The sequence below is a fragment of the Pseudomonas cimarronensis genome (genome assembly GCF_049331905.1).
Lineage (GTDB): Bacteria > Pseudomonadota > Gammaproteobacteria > Pseudomonadales > Pseudomonadaceae > Aquipseudomonas.
On sequence record NZ_CP186283.1, the window covers coordinates 1,061,103 to 1,080,401 of the forward strand.

At 62.9% G+C, this 19,299-nt stretch carries 16 protein-coding genes; 3 read left to right on the forward strand and 13 right to left on the reverse strand.

Annotated elements, in window-relative coordinates; translation table 11 throughout:
* The first annotated feature begins 180 nt into the window (after window positions 1-180).
* From gltB to hemE, 3 genes are all read left to right on the forward strand, one after another.
* Window positions 181-4,629: a glutamate synthase large subunit gene (gene gltB, locus ACOCLD_RS05000; protein WP_422911077.1), complete on the forward strand. Its 4,449-nt coding sequence runs from the start codon at window positions 181-183 to the stop codon at window positions 4,627-4,629.
* A gap of 34 nt (window positions 4,630-4,663) precedes the next feature.
* Window positions 4,664-6,082, forward strand: coding sequence for an FAD-dependent oxidoreductase (locus ACOCLD_RS05005; protein WP_422911078.1), 1,419 nt, complete (start codon window positions 4,664-4,666; stop codon window positions 6,080-6,082).
* 295 nt (window positions 6,083-6,377) lie between these two features.
* Window positions 6,378-7,445 carry a uroporphyrinogen decarboxylase gene (gene hemE, locus ACOCLD_RS05010; RefSeq protein WP_422911079.1) on the forward strand — a complete coding sequence of 356 codons (1,068 nt, stop codon included), beginning with the start codon at window positions 6,378-6,380 and terminating at the stop codon, window positions 7,443-7,445.
* A 54-nt stretch (window positions 7,446-7,499) separates the two neighbouring features.
* On the opposite strand, the gene ACOCLD_RS05015 is transcribed toward hemE, so the two are convergent.
* Genes ACOCLD_RS05015 through ACOCLD_RS05075 form a run of 13 tightly spaced genes read right to left on the reverse strand, consistent with a single transcriptional unit; the run spans window position 7,500 to window position 18,934 of the window.
* The gene (locus ACOCLD_RS05015; RefSeq protein ID WP_422911080.1) at window positions 7,500-7,829 is read right to left on the reverse strand and encodes a c-type cytochrome; all 330 of its coding nucleotides are present in this window, start codon (window positions 7,827-7,829) and stop codon (window positions 7,500-7,502) included.
* Window positions 7,819-8,262, reverse strand: a complete 444-nt coding sequence (locus ACOCLD_RS05020) for an excinuclease (protein WP_422911081.1) — start codon at window positions 8,260-8,262, stop codon at window positions 7,819-7,821. The genes ACOCLD_RS05015 and ACOCLD_RS05020 overlap by 11 nt, the downstream gene beginning before the upstream one ends.
* Window positions 8,263-8,285: 23 nt before the next feature.
* Entirely contained in the window at window positions 8,286-8,690 is a 405-nt protein-coding gene (locus ACOCLD_RS05025; RefSeq protein WP_392541017.1) for a hypothetical protein, read from the reverse strand.
* Between the two features lie 22 nt (window positions 8,691-8,712).
* On the reverse strand, window positions 8,713-9,948 hold the full coding sequence (locus tag ACOCLD_RS05030) for a beta-ketoacyl-ACP synthase (protein ID WP_422911082.1): 1,236 nt from the start codon (window positions 9,946-9,948) through the stop codon (window positions 8,713-8,715).
* A complete protein-coding gene (gene fabG, locus ACOCLD_RS05035) occupies window positions 9,948-10,676 on the reverse strand; it encodes a 3-oxoacyl-ACP reductase FabG (protein WP_422911759.1) in 729 nt (242 codons plus the stop codon). Before fabG ends, ACOCLD_RS05030 begins: the two co-directional genes overlap by 1 nt.
* A 14-nt stretch (window positions 10,677-10,690) precedes the next feature.
* Window positions 10,691-11,155 carry a hotdog family protein gene (locus tag ACOCLD_RS05040; RefSeq protein ID WP_422911083.1) on the reverse strand — a complete coding sequence of 155 codons (465 nt, stop codon included), beginning with the start codon at window positions 11,153-11,155 and terminating at the stop codon, window positions 10,691-10,693.
* Window positions 11,152-12,402, reverse strand: a complete 1,251-nt coding sequence (locus ACOCLD_RS05045) for a beta-ketoacyl-[acyl-carrier-protein] synthase family protein (protein WP_422911084.1) — start codon at window positions 12,400-12,402, stop codon at window positions 11,152-11,154. Before ACOCLD_RS05045 ends, ACOCLD_RS05040 begins: the two co-directional genes overlap by 4 nt.
* Window positions 12,402-12,902 (reverse strand): DUF3261 domain-containing protein, encoded by a 501-nt coding sequence (locus ACOCLD_RS05050; protein WP_422911085.1) that lies wholly within the window; start codon window positions 12,900-12,902, stop codon window positions 12,402-12,404. The genes ACOCLD_RS05045 and ACOCLD_RS05050 overlap by 1 nt, the downstream gene beginning before the upstream one ends.
* Complete coding sequence (locus tag ACOCLD_RS05055; protein WP_422911086.1) at window positions 12,902-13,627, reverse strand: class I SAM-dependent methyltransferase; 726 nt, start codon at window positions 13,625-13,627, stop codon at window positions 12,902-12,904. Before ACOCLD_RS05055 ends, ACOCLD_RS05050 begins: the two co-directional genes overlap by 1 nt.
* 11 nt (window positions 13,628-13,638) lie before the next feature.
* On the reverse strand, window positions 13,639-14,883 hold the full coding sequence (locus ACOCLD_RS05060) for an NAD(P)/FAD-dependent oxidoreductase (protein ID WP_422911087.1): 1,245 nt from the start codon (window positions 14,881-14,883) through the stop codon (window positions 13,639-13,641).
* Window positions 14,870-16,027, reverse strand: coding sequence for a sodium:proton antiporter (locus tag ACOCLD_RS05065; RefSeq protein ID WP_422911088.1), 1,158 nt, complete (start codon window positions 16,025-16,027; stop codon window positions 14,870-14,872). The genes ACOCLD_RS05060 and ACOCLD_RS05065 overlap by 14 nt, the downstream gene beginning before the upstream one ends.
* Complete coding sequence (locus ACOCLD_RS05070) at window positions 16,024-18,369, reverse strand: MMPL family transporter (protein ID WP_422911089.1); 2,346 nt, start codon at window positions 18,367-18,369, stop codon at window positions 16,024-16,026. Before ACOCLD_RS05070 ends, ACOCLD_RS05065 begins: the two co-directional genes overlap by 4 nt.
* Window positions 18,353-18,934: an outer membrane lipoprotein carrier protein LolA gene (locus ACOCLD_RS05075; protein WP_422911760.1), complete on the reverse strand. Its 582-nt coding sequence runs from the start codon at window positions 18,932-18,934 to the stop codon at window positions 18,353-18,355. Before ACOCLD_RS05075 ends, ACOCLD_RS05070 begins: the two co-directional genes overlap by 17 nt.
* Window positions 18,935-19,299 lie beyond the last annotated feature (365 nt).

A 19,299-nucleotide genomic window follows, 5' to 3' on the forward strand; every position in this document is an offset into this window, starting at 1 on the left:
CCTTCGTTTTCGCGACATATGTTTTCAAGGCTTCGTCACTAAGATTTGTGACGGCCTAGGTGGGTATGTACAATGACCACCCTTTCGCCTGCGCAAAGCTGGGGCTTAGTCCTGCGCGTATGGTAAGTGGTTGAATTAGAAAGTAATTGCCTTGTGATAGGCCGTCTGGTGAGAGTCCCTATGAAAGCAGGTTTGTACCGTCCTGATGAGTTCAAGGATAACTGCGGCTTCGGCCTTATCGCCCATATGCAGGGTGAGGCTAGCCATCACCTGCTGCAGACTGCGATTGAAGCCCTGACATGCATGACCCACCGTGGCGGGATCAACGCCGACGGTAAGACCGGCGACGGTTGCGGTTTGCTGATTCAGAAGCCTGATGCTTTCCTGCGTGCCATGGCCCAGCAGCACTTTGCCGTCGAACTGCCCAAGCAGTACGCCGTCGGCATGGTGTTCCTCAACCAGGATCCGGTGAAAGCCGAAGCGGCCCGCGAAAACATGAATCGCGAGATTCTCGCGGCCGGCCTGAACCTGGTCGGCTGGCGCAAAGTGCCAATCGACACCAGCGTACTCGGCCGTCTGGCGCTTGAGCGCCTGCCGCAGATCGAGCAGGTGTTTATCGGTGGTGAAGGCCTGTCCGATCAGGAATTCGCGATCAAGCTGTTCAGCGCACGTCGTCGTTCCTCGGTGGCTAACGCCGCTGACAGCGATCACTACATCTGCAGCTTTTCGCACAAGACCATCATCTACAAAGGCCTGATGATGCCGGCCGACCTGCAGCAGTTCTACCCGGATCTGGGTGACGAGCGCCTGCAGACCGCCATTTGCGTATTCCACCAGCGCTTCTCCACCAACACTCTGCCGAAGTGGCCGCTGGCTCAGCCGTTCCGCTTCCTCGCGCACAACGGTGAAATCAACACCATCACCGGTAACCGCAATTGGGCGCAGGCTCGTCGCCTGAAGTTCGCCAACGACCAGATCTTCGATTTGGAAGAGCTTGGCCCGCTGGTTAACCGCGTGGGTTCCGACTCCTCGAGCATGGACAACATGCTTGAGCTGATGGTCACCGGCGGCATCGACCTGTTCCGTGGCGTGCGCATGATCATTCCGCCAGCCTGGCAGAACGTCGAAACCATGGACGCCGACCTGCGTGCGTTCTACGAATACAACTCCATGCATATGGAGCCTTGGGATGGTCCGGCCGGTGTGGTGCTCACCGATGGCCGCCATGCCGTGTGCCTGCTCGACCGTAACGGTCTGCGTCCGGCGCGCTGGGTCACCACCAAGAATGGTTACATCACCCTGGCCTCGGAAATCGGCGTGTGGAATTACGCACCCGAAGACGTCGTGGCCAAGGGCCGCGTAGGCCCAGGGCAGATTCTCGCAGTGGACACCGAAACCGGGCAGATCCTCGGCAGCGACGACATCGATAACCGCCTGAAGTCGCGTCATCCCTACAAGCAGTGGATGCGCAAGAGTGCCCAGCGCATTCAGGCCACCCTGGAAGACCGTGACCACGGTTCGGCGTTCTACGACGTCGACCAGCTCAAGCAGTACATGAAGATGTACCAGGTCACCTTCGAGGAGCGTGATCAGGTGCTGCGTCCGTTGGGCGAACAGGGCCAGGAAGCGGTCGGCTCCATGGGCGACGACACGCCGATGGCTGTGCTTAGCCAGCGCGTGCGCTCGCCGTATGACTACTTCCGTCAGCAGTTCGCCCAGGTTACCAACCCGCCGATCGACCCGCTGCGTGAAGCCATCGTCATGTCGCTGGAGATCTGCCTCGGTGCCGAGCGCAACATCTTCGAAGAGTCGCCTGAGCACGCTGCACGGGTGATTCTCAGCAGCCCGGTGATCTCGCCGGCCAAATGGCGTGCGCTAATGAACCTGGATCGCCCGGGCTTCGAGCGTCACCTGATCGACATGAACTACGACGAGTCGATTGGCCTGGAAGCGGCTGTACGCAATATGGCTGATCAGGCCGAAGAAGCGGTGCGTGCCGGTAAGGTACTGCTGGTTCTGTCCGACCGCCACATTGCTCCTGGCAAGTTGCCGGCCCACGCTTCGCTGGTGACCGGTGCGATTCACCATCGCCTGACCGAAAAAGGCCTGCGCTGCGACTGCAACATCCTGGTCGAAACCGCGACTGCTCGTGATCCGCATCACTACGCGGTGCTGTTGGGCTTCGGCGCCTCAGCGGTGTATCCGTTCCTCGCGTATGAAGTGCTGGGCGACCTGATTCGTACCGGCGAAGTGCTGGGCGATCTGTATGAAGTGTTCAAGCACTACCGCAAAGGCATTTCCAAAGGCCTGCTGAAGATCCTGTCGAAGATGGGTATCTCCACCGTGGCTTCTTATCGTGGTGCGCAGCTGTTCGAAGCTGTTGGCTTGTCCGATGAAGTCACCGAGCTGTGCTTCCGTGGCGTGGCCAGCCGCATCAAGGGTGCGCGTTTCGTCGATATCGAAGCCGAGCAGAAACTGCTGGCGGGCGAGGCCTGGAACAACCGCAAAGCGATTCAGCAGGGCGGTTTGCTCAAGTTCGTCTACGGCGGCGAGTACCACGCCTACAACCCGGATGTGGTCAACACCCTGCAGGCCGCTGTACAGCAGGGCAGCTACGAGAAGTTCAAGGAATACACCACGCTGGTTGATACCCGCCCGGTGTCGATGCTGCGCGACCTGCTCAAGCTCAAGCTGGCTGATCAGCCGCTGGCGTTGGATCAGGTTGAGCCGATGAGCGAGATTCTCAAGCGCTTCGACTCCGCTGGTATTTCCCTCGGCGCGCTGTCGCCTGAGGCGCATGAAGCGATTGCCGAAGCGATGAACCGCCTGGGCGCACGCTCCAACTCCGGTGAGGGCGGCGAAGATCCTGCCCGCTACGGCACTGTTCGCAGCTCGAAGATCAAGCAGGTGGCTACCGGTCGCTTTGGTGTGACTCCGGAATACCTGGTCAACGCCGAAGTGCTGCAGATCAAGGTCGCCCAAGGCGCCAAGCCCGGCGAAGGTGGCCAGCTGCCTGGCGGCAAGGTCAACGGCCTGATTGCGCGTCTGCGTTACGCCGTGCCCGGCGTGACCCTGATTTCGCCGCCGCCGCACCACGACATCTATTCCATCGAAGACCTGGCGCAGCTGATCTATGACCTCAAGCAGGTCAACCCGGCGGCACTGGTGTCGGTCAAGCTGGTGGCGGAAGCCGGTGTTGGCACCATCGCCGCCGGTGTGGCCAAGGCCTACGCCGACCTGATCACCATCTCCGGTTACGACGGTGGTACCGGCGCATCGCCGCTGACCTCGATCAAGTACGCCGGTGCGCCGTGGGAACTCGGCCTGGCCGAAACCCACCAGACCCTGCGCGGTAACGACCTGCGTGGCAAGGTGCGGGTGCAGACCGACGGTGGCCTGAAAACCGGCCTCGATGTGATCAAGGCCGCCATCCTCGGCGCCGAAAGCTTCGGCTTCGGTACTGCGCCGATGATCGCCCTGGGCTGCAAATACCTGCGCATCTGTCACCTGAACAACTGCGCCACCGGCGTGGCCACGCAGAACGACAAGCTGCGCAAGGATCACTTCATCGGCACCGTCGAAATGGTGATGAACTTCTTTACCTACGTCGCCGAAGAAACCCGCGAGTGGCTGGCCAAGCTGGGCGTGCGCAGCCTGGAAGAGCTGATCGGGCGTACCGACCTGCTCGAAGTGCTGCCGGGCGAGACCGCCAAGCAGGGCTATCTGGACCTGACCCCACTGCTGGGCAGCGACCATATTCCGGCGGACAAGCCGCAGTTCTGCCTGGTCGAGAAGAACCCGCCGTTCGACGAAGGCCTGCTGGCCGAGAAGATGGTCGAGCTGGCCAAGCCGGCGATTGAGGCGGCCAGCGGTGGCGAATTCGATCTGGACGTCTGCAACTGCGACCGCTCCATCGGTGCCCGTGTTTCCGGCGAAATCGCCCGCAAACACGGTAACCAGGGCATGGCCAATGCGCCGATCACCTTCCGCTTCAAGGGCACTGCGGGCCAGAGCTTCGGTGTGTGGAACGCCGGTGGCCTGAACCTGTACCTGGAAGGCGATGCCAACGACTACGTCGGCAAGGGCATGACCGGCGGCAAGCTGGTGATCACCCCGCCGAAAGGCAGCCCGTTCAAGACCCAGGACAGCGCCATCATCGGCAACACCTGCCTGTACGGCGCCACCGGCGGCAAGCTGTTCGCCGCGGGTACTGCGGGCGAGCGTTTCGCCGTGCGTAACTCCGGTGCGCACACTGTGGTGGAAGGCACGGGCGACCATTGCTGCGAATACATGACAGGCGGCTTTGTCTGCGTCCTGGGCAAAACCGGCTACAACTTCGGCTCGGGCATGACCGGCGGTTTCGCCTACGTGCTGGATCTGGATAACAGCTTCTACGACCGCGTTAACCACGAGCTGGTGGAAATTCAGCGGATCAACAATGAGTCGATGGAGGCTTACCGTAGCCACCTGGAGCGCGTACTCGCCGAGTACGTCCAGGAAACATCGAGTGAGTGGGGCGCGACCCTGCTGGAAAACCTGGACGACTACCTGCGCAAGTTCTGGCTGGTCAAACCGAAGGCGGCAAGCCTGAAGTCGTTGCTCTCCAGCACCCGTGCCAACCCGCAATAAGAATGCGCCTGAAGTGGTTTGATGAGGTATTGCAATGACTGAACGTCTGAATAACGACTTCCAGTTCATCGAAGTCGGGCGCAAAGACCCGAAGAAGAAACTGTTGCGTCAGCGTAAGAAAGAGTTCGTCGAGATTTACGACAACTTCAAGCCTGCGCAAGCGGCAGACCAGGCACACCGTTGCCTGGGCTGCGGCAACCCGTATTGCGAATGGAAGTGCCCGGTGCACAACTTCATTCCCAACTGGCTCAAGCTGGTGTCCGAGGGCAATATCCTCGCCGCCGCTGAACTGTCGCACCAGACCAACACCCTGCCGGAAGTTTGCGGCCGCGTGTGTCCGCAGGACCGTCTGTGCGAGGGTGCCTGCACCCTGAACGACGGCTTCGGCGCGGTGACCATCGGCTCGGTGGAGAAGTACATCACCGACACGGCCTTCGCCATGGGCTGGCGTCCGGACATGTCGCGCGTGGTGCCAACCGGCAAGCGCGTTGCGGTCATCGGTGCCGGTCCGGCTGGCCTGGGCTGCGCCGACGTCCTGGTGCGCAACGGTGTGACCCCGGTGGTATTCGACAAGAACCCGGAAATCGGCGGCCTGCTGACTTTCGGTATCCCCGAGTTCAAGCTGGAGAAGAGCGTGCTGAGCAATCGCCGCGAAGTCTTCACCGGCATGGGCGTCGAGTTCCGCCTAAGTACCGAGATCGGCACAGATATCACCATGCAGCAGCTGCTGGATGAGTACGATGCCGTCTTCATGGGCATGGGCACCTACACCTATATGAAGGGCGGCTTCCCCGGTGAAGACCTGCCGGGCGTGACTGATGCGCTGGATTTCCTGATTGCCAACGTCAACCGCAACCTCGGTTTCGAGAAGAACGCGGAAGACTTTATCGATATGAAGGGCAAGCGCATCGTTGTTCTCGGCGGCGGCGACACCGCGATGGATTGCAACCGCACCTCGATTCGCCAGGGCGCCAAGTCGGTCACCTGCGCCTATCGCCGCGACGAAGAAAACATGCCGGGCTCGCGCAAGGAAGTGAAGAACGCCAAGGAAGAAGGGGTGAAATTCCTCTTTAACCGTCAGCCTATCGCTATCGTCGGTGAAGACAAGGTTGAAGGCGTGAAAGTGGTCGAGACCCGTCTCGGCGAGCCGGATGCCCGTGGCCGTCGCAGCCCCGAACCGATTCCCGGCTCCGAGGAAATCATCCCGGCGGAAGCCGTGCTGATCGCCTTCGGTTTCCGCCCAAGCCCGGCTGCCTGGTTCAGCGATTTCAAGATCGACACCGACAGCCAGGGCCGTGTCGTAGCGCCGGAGCAGAGCCAGTTCAAGCACCAGACCAGCAACCCGAAGATCTTCGCCGGTGGCGATATGGTGCGCGGTTCTGACCTAGTGGTGACGGCGATCTTCGAAGGTCGCAATGCCGCCGAAGGCATTTTGGATTATCTCGGCGTGTAGGTTGGGTTGAGCGCAGCGAAGCCCAGCGGCGGCTATGAGTCCCTGCGTGTTGGGCTTCGTCGTTGCGCTCATCAACCCAACCTACGGCCGCGACAAATTGACCCTATAGACAAAAGGCACGGCACTCGCCGTGCCTTTTGTTTTTGGGTCTGCGAAAATGCCCGCACTTTTTCTGCGCCACGGTGCGCGGTGCGCCTGCGATCCGGGAGCCCGCCCGGAGGAGGGGGACGCCGCATGGCGGGGTCCGCATACTTTCCGCCGTGAAGTTTCCCTGCTGATTTCCAGGAACCCTGCCATGTCCACCCTGAAGAACGACCGCTTCCTCCGTGCTCTGCTCAAGCAACCTGTCGACGTCACCCCCGTGTGGATGATGCGTCAGGCCGGTCGTTACCTGCCGGAGTACCGCGCCACCCGCGCCAAGGCCGGTGATTTCGTCAGCCTGATGAAGAACCCTGAGCTGGCCTGTGAGGTCACCATTCAGCCGCTGGATCGTTACCCGCAGCTGGACGCGGCGATTCTGTTCTCAGACATCCTGACCATTCCCGATGCCATGGGTCAGGGCCTGTATTTTGAAACCGGCGAAGGCCCACGCTTCAAGAAGGTCATCAGTTCGATGGCCGATATCGAGGCGCTGCCGATCCCCGATCCCGAGCAGGATCTGGGGTACGTGATGGACGCCGTACGCACCATTCGCCGTGAGTTGAACGGCCGCGTGCCGTTGATCGGCTTTACCGGCAGCCCCTGGACGTTGGCCACCTACATGGTCGAAGGCGGCTCGTCGAAGGACTTCCGCAAGTCCAAGGCCATGCTTTACGACAACCCGCAGGCCATGCATGCGCTGCTCGACAAGCTGGCGCAGTCGGTGACTGCCTATCTCAACGGGCAGATCAAGGCCGGTGCGCAGGCCGTGCAGATTTTCGACTCCTGGGGCGGCTCGCTGTCTGCGGCGGCGTATCAGGAATTCTCCCTGGCCTATATGCAGAAGATCATCGACGGCCTGATCCGCGAACACGATGGTCGTCGTGTGCCGGTGATCCTGTTCACCAAGGGCGGCGGTCTGTGGCTGGAGTCCATGGCCGATAGCGGTGCCGAAGCCCTGGGCCTGGACTGGACCTGTGACATTGGCAGCGCCCGTGCCCGCGTCGGCAGCAAGGTGGCACTGCAGGGCAATATGGACCCGAGCGTGCTGTACGCCAACCCGGCGGCGATCCGCGCCGAAGTGGGGCGTATTCTCGCCGCCTATGGTCATGGTAGCGGTCAGGTGTTCAACCTCGGCCATGGCATTACTCCAGAAGTGAACCCGGAGCATGCACGGGCCTTCTTCGAGGCGGTGCATGAGTTGTCCGCGCAGTACCATCAATAAAATCTGCACAAAACAAAGGCCGCATCAGCGGCCTTTGTTTTATCTGCGAGTTGCTCAGGGCTTACGCAAATCACGTACGGCCTTTACCAGTGCCAGCTGTTCGGCTTCGCTGAGCTTGTCGGCGTAGCCGGGCATGGCGCCAGGGCCTTCCTGAATGGCGTCGAGAATATCGCTGTCGCTGTTGTTGTCCTGCCACTTGGCTTTGCTCAGGTTCTGTGCAAAGTACAGCCAGCCGCGCAGGGTGTTGGCGCGGCCGTCTGCAGCGTGGCATTTGGCGCAGTGCTGACGGTACAGCTGCTGGCCGTCCACTTCAGCCTGCGCGGGCAGGCTGCCGAGTAGGGCCAATGCAGCCAGCAAACCGAGCAGCGCGGGCTTATTTGACATTGGCCAGGTTCCCTTTGAGAGCCACGCCTGCCATCACCGCACCGGCGTGGCATTCGTATTTCTGGCTGTCCTTGTACTCGATGTTCTTGTAGTTGCTGGCCAGGTCGACCACGGCATTGGCGCCGGCCGCCTTGGCTGCCTTCTGGAAGCGGATCAGCGCCGATTGCAGGGCCCAGCTGCAGGCGGCTTCATCGCTTTTGTTGAAGGCGTTGGTCTTTTGACTGGTAGTCACACCGGATTTGATCACGCTGACCGAGCCGGCCGGTTTGTTGCCGGCCAGGTAGAACTTCACGCTGCCGTCGAGACGCCCGGCATTCAGGGCTTCCTGTACGGCGGCCTCGAAGGGCAGGAAGTGGGCGGTATCGCGGGCCTGGCTGAGGCTTGGCAGTGCCGCGAGGCACGCAGCAGCAACGATTAGGTGGCGCAATTTCATGGTGACCTCCGTGGTTTTTATGCTTATGAGCTGCTTGGCTCAGGGGTGACAGACAGTTTCATATAGTGCTGGGTCAAGCCGTGCAAGCGTTTCACCAGCGCGTTGTAGCGCTTGTGAATCTTGCCGTCTGCATAGCGTAGCTTTTCGCTGTCGCGGTACAGGATGTCATAACGGGTGGCGCTGTAATTAAGGGTAATCGAGGCGCTGTGACCCCGGAAGTCGATGCGCGCCAGGATCTGCTGCGGCCTGTCTTCTTCGACCACCCATTTGCCGTGTGCCAGTGCTTGCAGCAGGATTTGATGAAAGTCGCCGTTGTAGTTGGCGAGCGGCACGGGTTGATGAATTTCGCGGATCGGTTGCACCCGGCTGCAGGCCAGCAAAGAAACGATAGCGAGGCTGACCAGTAGCAGTTTGCTCAAGCGGTACATGGCGGTCTCCTTGTCCTGTGGTTTAGGTCCAGCGTTTAAAGATCAGCGAGGTGTTGACCCCGCCAAAGGCGAAGTTATTGTTCATCACGTACTGGTGGCTCATCTGGCGGAACTCACCGCGCAGGTAGTCGAGTGCGCCGCAGGCTGGGTCGACCGTATCCAGGTTAAGGGTCGGCACATAGCTGTCTGCGTTCATCATTTCGATGCTGAACCAGGACTCCAGCGCGCCACAGGCGCCCAGGGTGTGGCCAAAGTAGCTCTTCTGCGAGCTGATCGGCATCTGGCTGCCGAACAGCTCCTGGGTCGCCAGGGTCTCGGCGACGTCGCCCTGGTCGGTGGCGGTGCCATGGCCGTTGACATAGCCGATGGCGGAAGGCGCCAGGCCGGCATCCTGCAGCGCCAGTTCCATCGCCCCACGCATGGTGGCCTGCACCGGTTTGGTGGCGTGCTGGCCATCGGCGTTGCAGCCAAAGCCGACGATCTCGGCGTGGATGGTCGCGCCCCGCGCCAGGGCATGTTCCAGCTCTTCCAGCACCAGAATGCCGGCGCCTTCCCCGATCACCAGGCCATCGCGGCCGCTGTCGTAGGGGCGCGGCGAGGTGTGTGGGGCATCGTTTTTCAGGCTGGTGGCGTACAGCGCGTCGAACACCATGGCCTCAGTCGGGCACAGCTCCTCGGCGCCACCGGCGAGCATCATCGGCAGGCGGCCGAACTTGATCGCTTCATAGGCGTAGCCGATACCCTGGCTGCCACTGGTGCAGGCGCTGGACGTCGGAATCAGGCGGCCCTTGAGACCGAAAAAGATGCTGATATTGGCCGCCGTGGTGTGCGGCATCATGCGGATATAGGAGTTGGCGTTAAGGCCGTCGGCAACCGAGTTGAGCAGCATATTGCCGAACGCCTTGATCTCGTCGGTGCTGCCGGTGGACGAGCCGCAGGCCACGCCCATACGGCCATCCTGAATGCGCTCATCGCCTAGCAGGCCGGCGTGTTCCAGGGCACGCTCGGCGGCGTAGACGGCCAGTTTCGACACGCGGCCCATGCTGCGTGTCTGTTTGCGGTTCCAGTGCTTGGGGGTGACGAAATCATCCACCGGGCCGCCGAGGCGGGTGTTCAGTTCGCTGAACCTGTCCCACTCATGCATGTAGCGAATGCCGCTTTTGCCGGCTTTGAAATTCGCTTCAATCGTCGACCAGTCGCTGCCCAGCGAGGTCACCCCGGCCATGCCGGTGACTACAACCCGTTTGCAACCGTTCATCAGCACAACCCACCGTTCACCGCGAGGACCTGGCGGGTAATGTAGGCCGCCTCCTCGGACATCAGAAAATTCACCGCGCCGGCCACTTCTTCCGGGGTGCCCATGCGAGCGGCCGGGACCATCTTGAGGATTTCCTCGATGGGCACGTCGGCATCGAGGATTTCGGTATCGATAAGCCCCGGCGCCACACAGTTGACCGTGATCTTGCGCTTGCCCAGCTCGATCGCCAAGGCCTTGGCCGCGCCGATGATGCCGGCCTTGGAGGCGCTGTAGTTGACCTGGCCGCGGTTGCCGATCAGCCCGGAGACCGAGGTGATGCAGACGATGCGGCCCGGTTTGCGGCGGCGAATCATCGGCATGGTCAGTGGGTGCAGGACGTTGTAGAAGCCGTCGAGGTTGGTGCGCATAACGATGTCCCAGTCCTCTTCACTCAGTGCCGGGAAGGCGCCATCGCGGGTCAACCCTGCATTACACACGACCCCATAGTACGCGCCGTGCTGCTCGACATCGGCTTCCAGCGCCGCACGACAAGCAGCGCGGTCGGATACATCGAATTGCAGAATGCGTGCCTGCTGGCCCAGTGCCTCGATTTGCGCCTGTACTGCTTCGGCTTCATCGCGGCGCGAACGGCAATGCAGCACGATGTCATAGCCGCCCTTGGCCAGGCGCAAGGCAATCGCCCGGCCGATGCCACGGCTGGAGCCGGTGACCAGAATGGTTTCGCGCAAGGCCGTTGTTTGGTTCATGACGGGGACCCTTGAAATGCTTCCTGAAGATAACTGGCCACTTGCGGTGGGCGGAATACGTTGAGGCGTGCGCTGGCCTCGATATCGGGGCCGCGCAGGTGGCACTCGAACACGCCCATGCCGTTGTCATCCTGCAACGAGCGGCTGGCGTGGATATGCAGCACGGCGCCGGCTGGAAAGCGCTCGACGGTGCATTGGTAATTGCGCGTGCCGAGCAAAAAGCCCAGTTCCACCGGTTCGCCGTGCAGGCGCGCCTGGCAGCCGGCGTAGGCCGCCACGCTCTGCGCCATCAGCTCGATGCCGACCCAGGCGGGCAGACTGCCGTCTGCCTGGCTGAACAGGTTGCCGTCGCGCACGGTGAGCTGGGTTTCGATGTCTTCGTCACCAAAGCGCAGCACCTGATCGATCAGGATCATGTCGCCGGCATGGGGAATCAGTTCGGCGATTGGCCATTGGCTCATCGTGGCTCTCCTGGCGTTGCGCCGTGCTCTTCACCCGGCTCTTCACTGAGAATCAGGCTGATATTGTTGCCGCCAAAAGCGAACGAGTTGCTCATCAGTCGGCGTGGGCGGTTGCCGCTCAGCGGTGCGCCGGGTTGCACCAGCTTGAGTGCCGGCAGTGCCGGGTCGGCCTGACCGTCCCAGATATGCGGCGGCAGCAACTGCTGCGGATTGAACTCACTCAGGGTCAACCAGCAGAAGGCCGCTTCCAGCGCCCCGGCCGCGCCGAGGGTATGACCAACCATGGGCTTGCTCGATGAACAGGCCACGCCATGGGGGAAGACGGCCTGCACCGCCTGGCTTTCCATGGCGTCGTTGTGGGTGGTGGCAGTGCCATGCAGGTTCAGATAATCGACCTGCTCCGCCTGGATGCCTGCTGCAGCCAAGGCCTTGCGCATGGCAGCCTGAGCCCCCAGGCCATCGGGCTGCGGTGCGGAAATATGGTGGGCATCGGAGGTCGCGCCGCCGCCGAGCAGGGCGATGGGCACGGCAGAGCCTGTGGGTTCCTTGCTCAGGCGCTCTTTGGTCATAAGAAACAGCGCCGCGCCCTCGCCGATATTGATGCCGTTACGATTGGCGGAAAACGGGTTGCAGCGTTCGGCCGAGACCGCTTCCAGGGCCGAGAAACCATTCAGGGTCAGGCGGCACAGGCTGTCCACGCCGCCGCAGATCACTGCATCGCACACGCCCAGGTCAAGCAGGCGCTGGGCGCTGAGCAGCGCGCGGGCGCCCGAGGTGCAGGCGGTGGAAATGCTAAAGCACAGCCCGCTGAGGCCCAGCCAGTCACTGAGGAAGTTTGCCGGCTCGGCCAGTTCCTGCTGGGCGTAATCATAGGATGCCGGCAGCGCCCCCTGTTTAAGGTACTGGCCGATGCCCTGGCTGGCTTCTTCGATGCCTGAGGTGCTGGTGCCGAGCACTACGCCGATGCGCTCGACGCCGAAGCGCTTGATGGCCGCGCGCAGTTCACTCTCGATTTCCAGGGCAGCCGCCAGCAGCAACTGATTGTTGCGATTCGGCGGATGGCCCGGCAGGGCCGGCAACTCTGGCAGCTCGCCAGGTACGGCGCCGACGGTCAGCGTGTGCTCGCTCACCCAGCCGTTTTGCCGGCGCATGCCGCTGGTGTCGCCAGCAAACAGCGCGGCTGCGACCGCCTGTTTGCCTTGGCCGAGGGCACAGTTGAGGCCCAGGGCTGAGAGGTATGCGGCCATCAGGGTGCCTTATCGTCAGGGAGGGCGCTGACCTGATAGATCAGATCAGGCGAGCGCTCCAGGGTGAAATCCAGCGGCGCACGGTAACTGATTCGCCACTGCGGGTTAAGCCGGCGCGTGCCATCGGTGTCCAGTTGCCAGTTGCCGGCAGGGTAGTGACTGGGCAGTTGCGCGCTGGGCGTAAGGGCGAACAGCAGGGCGGCGAACAGTTCGCGGGCCTCGGCGTTGGGTGGTAACAGGCCGTCGCTGTGCCATGTGCCATCACGCAGCATCTGCCGCGCCAGCGGCACGCCGAGCGGGTCGAACAGCGAGGCGCGCAACCCCTGTGGTTCGTCCTGCAGCACAAGCCACCAGGTGTGCTGATTGGCAGCCTGCTGGCGCTGCACCTGCAGGGCCAGTGGCAGCGGCGCGGCCAGGCTGGGTGACTGGGCCGGTAGTGGCGTCTGCACGGCGCAGGCCGCGAGCAGCAGGCAGCAGCCGATAAGCCAGGCGCGGCGCATCAGGTGCTTGGCTCCAGCGGCTTGCGCGCCACCACGTTGACCAGGGTTTCGTTGCGCTGGCCAATCGGCTTGGGCTTCATCAGGCCCCAGCGTTCCAGCAAGCCGAAGTCCTTCGAGCGGCTCCACCACAGATAGGGGTAGGAGATATTCTCGGCGGCAAACTCGAAGCCCTGGCCGCGCAGCATGGCCAGATAGCCCTCAGCGCTTTTCTGCACATGCATCGGGTGGCGGAACAGCCAGCGGATCACCCAGGTGTCGATGTAGTACTGGGTCGACTCGGCAAACAGCAGGTAACCGCCTGGCTTGAGCACACGCCAGAACTCGGCCAGGGCCTGCTCCTGCTCGACCAGGTGGTGGAAGGTCTGGTGGCAGAACAGCAGGTCAACGCTGGCATCGGCCAGGTCAATTGCGGCGCAGTCGCTGGTGAGCAGCTGCACCTCCAGACCCAGGCGCTCGGCCTCGGCGCGCGAGCAGTCGAGGCTGTGCGGGTCGGCATCCAGACCGATCATTCGCGCAGGTGCAAACGCTTCATTGAGCAAACCGAAGGACTTGCCCTGGCCGCAGCCGGCATCCAGCAGCACCGGCGCGTCCGGCAGCGGCCCGGCGAACAGGCCGCGCAGGTCATTGATCGCCACGCGCAGCACATGGTGATGCCAGACGTGGCTCTGCAAGAACCAGAAGCCGAAGCGGGTTTCCTCGACGTAGGTGGCGGCCGGGTTGGTCATGATGGTCCTTATCAATTAGTGGCGCAGAGTTCGGCCAGCACCCGCAGGCGGCGGCGCGGTTCGGCGACATAGGGGTTTTTCTGATCCCAGGCGTAGCCGGCGAGGATCGAGCTGATCATCCGGCGGATCTCCGGCTGGGCCTTCTCGAAATAGATCACGTCCTGGAAGCTGCCGTCGTACCAGCCCTCGACATACACGCGGAAGGTATCCACGCCGCGCTTGAGTGGGATGGCAAAGTCCTGCTCCCAGTCCACCGTCTCGCCGCTGAGCTGGCGGTGCAACAGGCCGGCGGCCATGCTTGCCGAGCGCATGGCGATGGTCACCCCGGAGCTGAACACCGGGTCGAGGAACTCCGCCGCGTTGCCGAGCAGGGCAAAGCCCGGCCCGTGCAGGGTTTTCACGTTGGCCGAGTAACCACCGATGGTGCGTGCCGGGGTGTCCCATATGGCATTTTTCAGCACCTTGTGCAGGCTGGGGGTCTCTTCGATAAATTGCTTGAGGCAGGCATCCAGGTCGGTCGGGCGCCCTTCATAACGGGTGGCATCGGTGACTACGCCCACCGAGCAGCGGCCGTTGCTGAACGGGATGGTCCAGAACCACACATCGCGCAGGGTCGGGTGAGTGGTGATGAGAATCTTCTCACGGTCGAAGCCAGTGCCTGCGCTGCGGTCTTCGACGTGGGTGAACACCGCCTGGCGCACCGGGAAGTTCGACGGTGTGTCGAGGTCGAGCAGGCGCGGCAGCACACGGCCGTAGCCACTGCCATCGAGGACAAAGGCGCATTCGACCTGGTATTCGTGACCATCGGCCAAACGGCGTACCGAGAGGCGCGGACAGTCGCCGCTGAAATCGACGGCGAAGATTTCCTCTTCATAACGGATTTCCACGCCCTGCAGTTCGGCCTGGTCGGCCAGCAGCTTGTCGAAGTCGGCACGCAGCACCTGATAGGTCGAACCCTGACCTTTAGTGAAGGTGTCGCGGAAGTCGAACTCGGTGTAACGCTCACCCCAGCCAAAGGCCGCGCCATGCTTGGTCTGGAAGCCCGCTGCGCGCACCGCGTCGAGCATGCCGGCTTCTTCGACGAAGTCCAGGCAGTGCGACAGCAGGCTCTCGCCAATCGAGAAACGCGGGAAGCGCTGGCGCTCCAGTACCAATACGTCATGGCCATTGCGCTTGAGCAGCGCCCCGGCAATCGCCCCGGACGGGCCGGCACCAATGACTACGACTTGGCGTTGTTCGACTTCAAGAGACTTCATGGCGGCTTCGGGCCTCGTTCAGGGCGTGGGTGGCTGGGCGGGTGCCAAGCAGGGCTGGCAACAGTGTGGAAAACAGACTCATCAGCAGCAAGCTGAAATACACCAGGGTGTCGATCAGCTGCAATTGCAGCAGCAGGTTGAGGAAGACGATTTCGGTCAGCCCGCGAATATTCAGGAACAGGCTCTCCTGCCATTTGATCCGGCTGGAGGCCGCCGGGTCAGCCCAGTGCAGGCCCAGCCAGCTGCCGAGGATCTTGCTCAGTACCGGCAGTACCAGCAGCGCGCCGAGGTAGAGCCAGGAGTAGCTGGCGCCAATGCTGTGGAAGTCCACGCGCAACACGCCGTAGGTGAGGATCAGTGGCACGGCCAGGCCGTTGAGCAGCAGTTTCCAGTGGCGTGCCGGCAGGGGCAGCAGGAAGGGTTGCTTGAGCCAGGCCAGGCACAGCATGTAGGCAATGCCGAAGACCAGGGCATCAAGCTTCAGTTGCTGGAACAGCAGCATCAGGGCAAAGAACGGCAAGCTGTAACACAGGCCATGGCGCAGCTTCAGCGTACGCAGCAGCAAGGGCAGGCCGGCGGCCAGCAGTGGCCAGAGCAGGGTCGTTGGGTGGCTGCTGCCCTGTGCCAGCCCGAACAGGCTCCAGCACATGACGTCCATCAGAATCGCTGCATGCAGCAGGCGTTTGGTGGCGGCCGCCGGGTAGCCGATGCTGTGCAGGAACAGGTACAGCACCGGGATCGCGGTGATCGAGAACAGCAGGCCGATGCCCACAGCGCTCAGCCAGTTGCGTTCACCGGGTAGCAACCACAGTGAGCAGGCCAGGCCGGCGAGCATGGGTACGAGAAAACTCGGCAGGGCGATTTTCAGGCTGGCGCTGTCCAGTTCCAGATCAATCACATCGCTGAGGATGTAGCCCAGCAGCAGGGCAAAGCACAGACCGTAACTCAGGTTCAGCCAGTCCGGGGCGAGCAGGTCGGAGGCCGTAAGCTGCCAGTGCGGCTCGACCCAGAACAGCAGCAAGACCGGGATCGCCAGGCTGGCGACCAGCAATTGGCCGACGATGGGGATCAGCCGCTTGCCGCCAACGATGGCTACCAGGGCGTAAAGCGCCAGGGCCAGTAGCCAGAAGCCGAGTACCGTCATGCTGCAACTCCTGCCGTGGCAGGCTGTTGGCTGCCGGCCCAGGGCGCGAGCAGGAAGCAGAACAGCAGGCCCAGGCTGATCGCCAGGCCGAAGTTGGCAATCGCCGGAGTGTCGCTGATCAGCAGCAGGCCGAACGACAGCCAGCTGGTCAGCGCCGAGAGCAAAGTGCCGAGCAGGCTGACCGCTGGGCCGCCAATGTTCTCGCGCATAAGGATGGCGTAATCGACGCCGATGGCGGTGATCAGCAGCAGGCCAAACAGGCTGAACAGGGTTAGCGGCTGGCCCAGCCAGCCGAGGCAGGCCAATGCCGCCAGTGCTGCCAGCAGCGGCAGGCAGACCACCCGCAACGCGCCACCGAGGCCGAACGGCAGGCACAGCAGCAAGAGGATGGCCACGCTGGAGATGAGTTTTAATTCTGCGGCGCTAAGTTGGGTGGCACTAAACAGTGCGTTGAGTTCGCTGATCCGGTCCACCAGTTGCACCCCCGGCAGGCCCTCGACCAGCGGTTTGAGTTCGGCACTGTTGCTGAGCCCTTGCAGGCTGACCAAACCGGCCACACCCTCGGCATTGGTGCCCAGCCACAGCGGCCGCCAGGCCTCACCCAGCGGGCTGGCCAGGGCTTGTTCCAGGCTGGCCGGGTTGTTCTGTTGCAGCGCCTGCAATTCGTTATTCAGTGCGGCCGGCGGGACGCCCAGGTCGAGCAGCGGCTGCCAGTGCTGCGGCAGTTTGCCAAGTGCCGCGCGCAATGCCTGCAACTGACTGTCGGGGGCGACCAGTTGGCTGAGGGCGCGGTAGTCACGCAGCTGACCGTTGCGCACTGCCTGATCCAGACGCTGACTCAACGCCGCCTGGCGCTCCAGCAATTGCTGCGGATGCGCCGCGCGCACCAGAAAGAACTGGCTGGTGGGCTGTTGGCCGGTCAGCTCGGCAATGCGCTGGGCCTCGGCCAACAGTTGCGGCTCCTGGCCCAGCCATTGGCGCAGATCATTTTGCGTGTGCAGCTGCCACAGCCCGCCGGCGCAGAACAGCAAGAGCATCGCCAGCAGCGGCGCGCTACCTATCTTGCCGAGCAGGCGTGCCCGGCCGGCCAGCAGGCGTTGACTAAAACTCAGCAGCTGCGGTGATGGGCTGAGGCGCAGGCCACGCAGCCAGGCTGGCAGCAGGCACACCGAACAGAGATAAGCGGCAACCAGCCCGGCGGCGGAGAACAGCGCGACCTGGGTCAGCGCCGGAAACGGGGTAAAGGCCAGCGCCAGGTAGCCGATCAGGTTGGTGCCCAGGCTCAGACTCAGGCCCGGCAGGGTGGCGCGTAATGCGCCCCAGCTGCTCCAGCTTTCGCGGCCTTTGGCGTTGCTCCAGCTTTTGCTCAAATAGTGTTGCGGGTAGTCGGCGGCGACCCCGACCAGGCTGGCCCCCAGTACCAGGGTCAGCGCGTTGATCTGGCCGAACACCAGCACGCAGGCGGTGCAGCCGGCGAGCAAGGCCATGCCGATGGGCAACAGACTGACCAGCACCCGCACCCGGCGGAAGGCCAGCAGCAACAGCAGCAGGGTGCCGAGGGTGGCGCCGCCACCAATCAGGCTGATTTCGCGGGTCGCTTTGGCCTGCCCGGCGGCGGCATACAACACGCCGCCCGCTGCCAGCAGTTGGCCGCCGGCGGTTTCGACTTGCGCGCGGGTCGCGGCGACCTGGGTGGCAATCAGCGGCGGCTCCTGCATATCGAAGGCGCTGCCCTGGGCGCTGGCGCGCAGCAGGGCCCAGGTCATAGCGGATTCTTCCAGCAGCAGCGCGCCGCTGCTCAGGTCGGCCTGGATGCGGCTGCCGGGGTTCAGCGCCTGTTGCGCGCGTGCGCCCAGGCCCAGCCAGTCCTGCTCGATGGGCAGTAGGCTGAAGCCGCCGAAGGTGTCGAACAGCTGGCCGGCGCGTTGTTCGATCAGCTGCTGCGGTTGCTCCAGCAGCAGTTGACGATCTGCCGCCGACAGCAGACTCAGGCGGTTGCTACGCAGATAATCGCGCAGCACCGCGAGGTCACTGTCGACGCTCCACTGCACCTGGGCGAAGCGGCCGCTGTCGCGCCATTGCTCGCCCACCTGCTGCGCCAGGGCAATCGCCTGTTCGCGCTGCGGGTGGCCGATCAACAGCAGCAGGTCGCGGTTTAGCGGCTCCTGCATACGCTGTTCGGCTTGCTGCACCAGGGCATCGCCGCTGCCGGCGGGTAACAGCGCGAGCATATCCGCCGCCACGGGCGGGCCATTGCGCCATTGCCAGGCGGCGAGGATCAGCAGGGCCGTGAGCAGCAGCAGAAAGCCGCGCGGCAGCCAGCGTTCACTGAGCAAAGTCATGCTGCTCCTGCTCAGTCAGGGCATCGCCGGCCTGGCTATCCGGCAAGCGCAGCACGCTGTAATCGCCCTGGGTTTCATGCAGCTCGATGCGTTGCACCAGCGCGCCGCCATCAATCTGGATACGGCTGAAAATCTGCTTAAGCAGCACCGAGTTCGGCACCAGACGCAGTTGCCAGGCCTCGGCGGTGCCGCTTAATTGCAGCTCAAAATCTCGCGCCAGACCGCTGTGGTCGCCCTTGAGTACGGCAAGAAATAGCCGGCTCTGCTGGGCGGCGACATCCTGGCCGGGTTGCTGTTGCCAGCCGCTCGGCGTGCGTTTGGCGATGCCCTGGCTGTCGATGCGGTAATCCTGTTTGAGCGGGCTTTGCAGCTGCCAGAGCAGGCCGAGGTCGCGGCTCAGGACGAACTGGCCACGGCTGGTCAGCGGCTGCGGCAGGGCGCGCAGGTGCTTTTCCTGAACCAGCGGGCCGCGCACCACCGCAGGTTTGGCCAGCTGGGCGCTGAGTTGGTTGAGGTCGAAGGCGTGGGCCTGGGGGGTTAGCAGTAGGCTTAGCGTCAGGCCTATTGTCGCGGTGAGTTTACGTTTGGGTTGCGCCCCCTCGGGCGCGTCACTTTTTCTTGGGCAAGCAAGAAAAAGTAACCAAAAAGAAGGGCACCCCGGCATCCGGGTCTCGCTGCGCGAGACTCCCCTTGCTCCATCACCACTCCAGGGGCCGGCGTACAAGGGCCGTCCCTGACCTTTTACGCCTTTCGCCGCATCCATGCGGCTCATCCCCTTGCGAGGTGATTGCGCTCGGCCTTCTGACGGGGGCTTTCCCCGCTCCAACATTGCCGCTAGGCCGGAGCTGGTGCAGTTGCTTTTGATTTCTCTTTTTTCGAGCCAGCGCATAACTAAAGCTCGAAAGATGCCAGTCGGGCCAGGACCCGGGG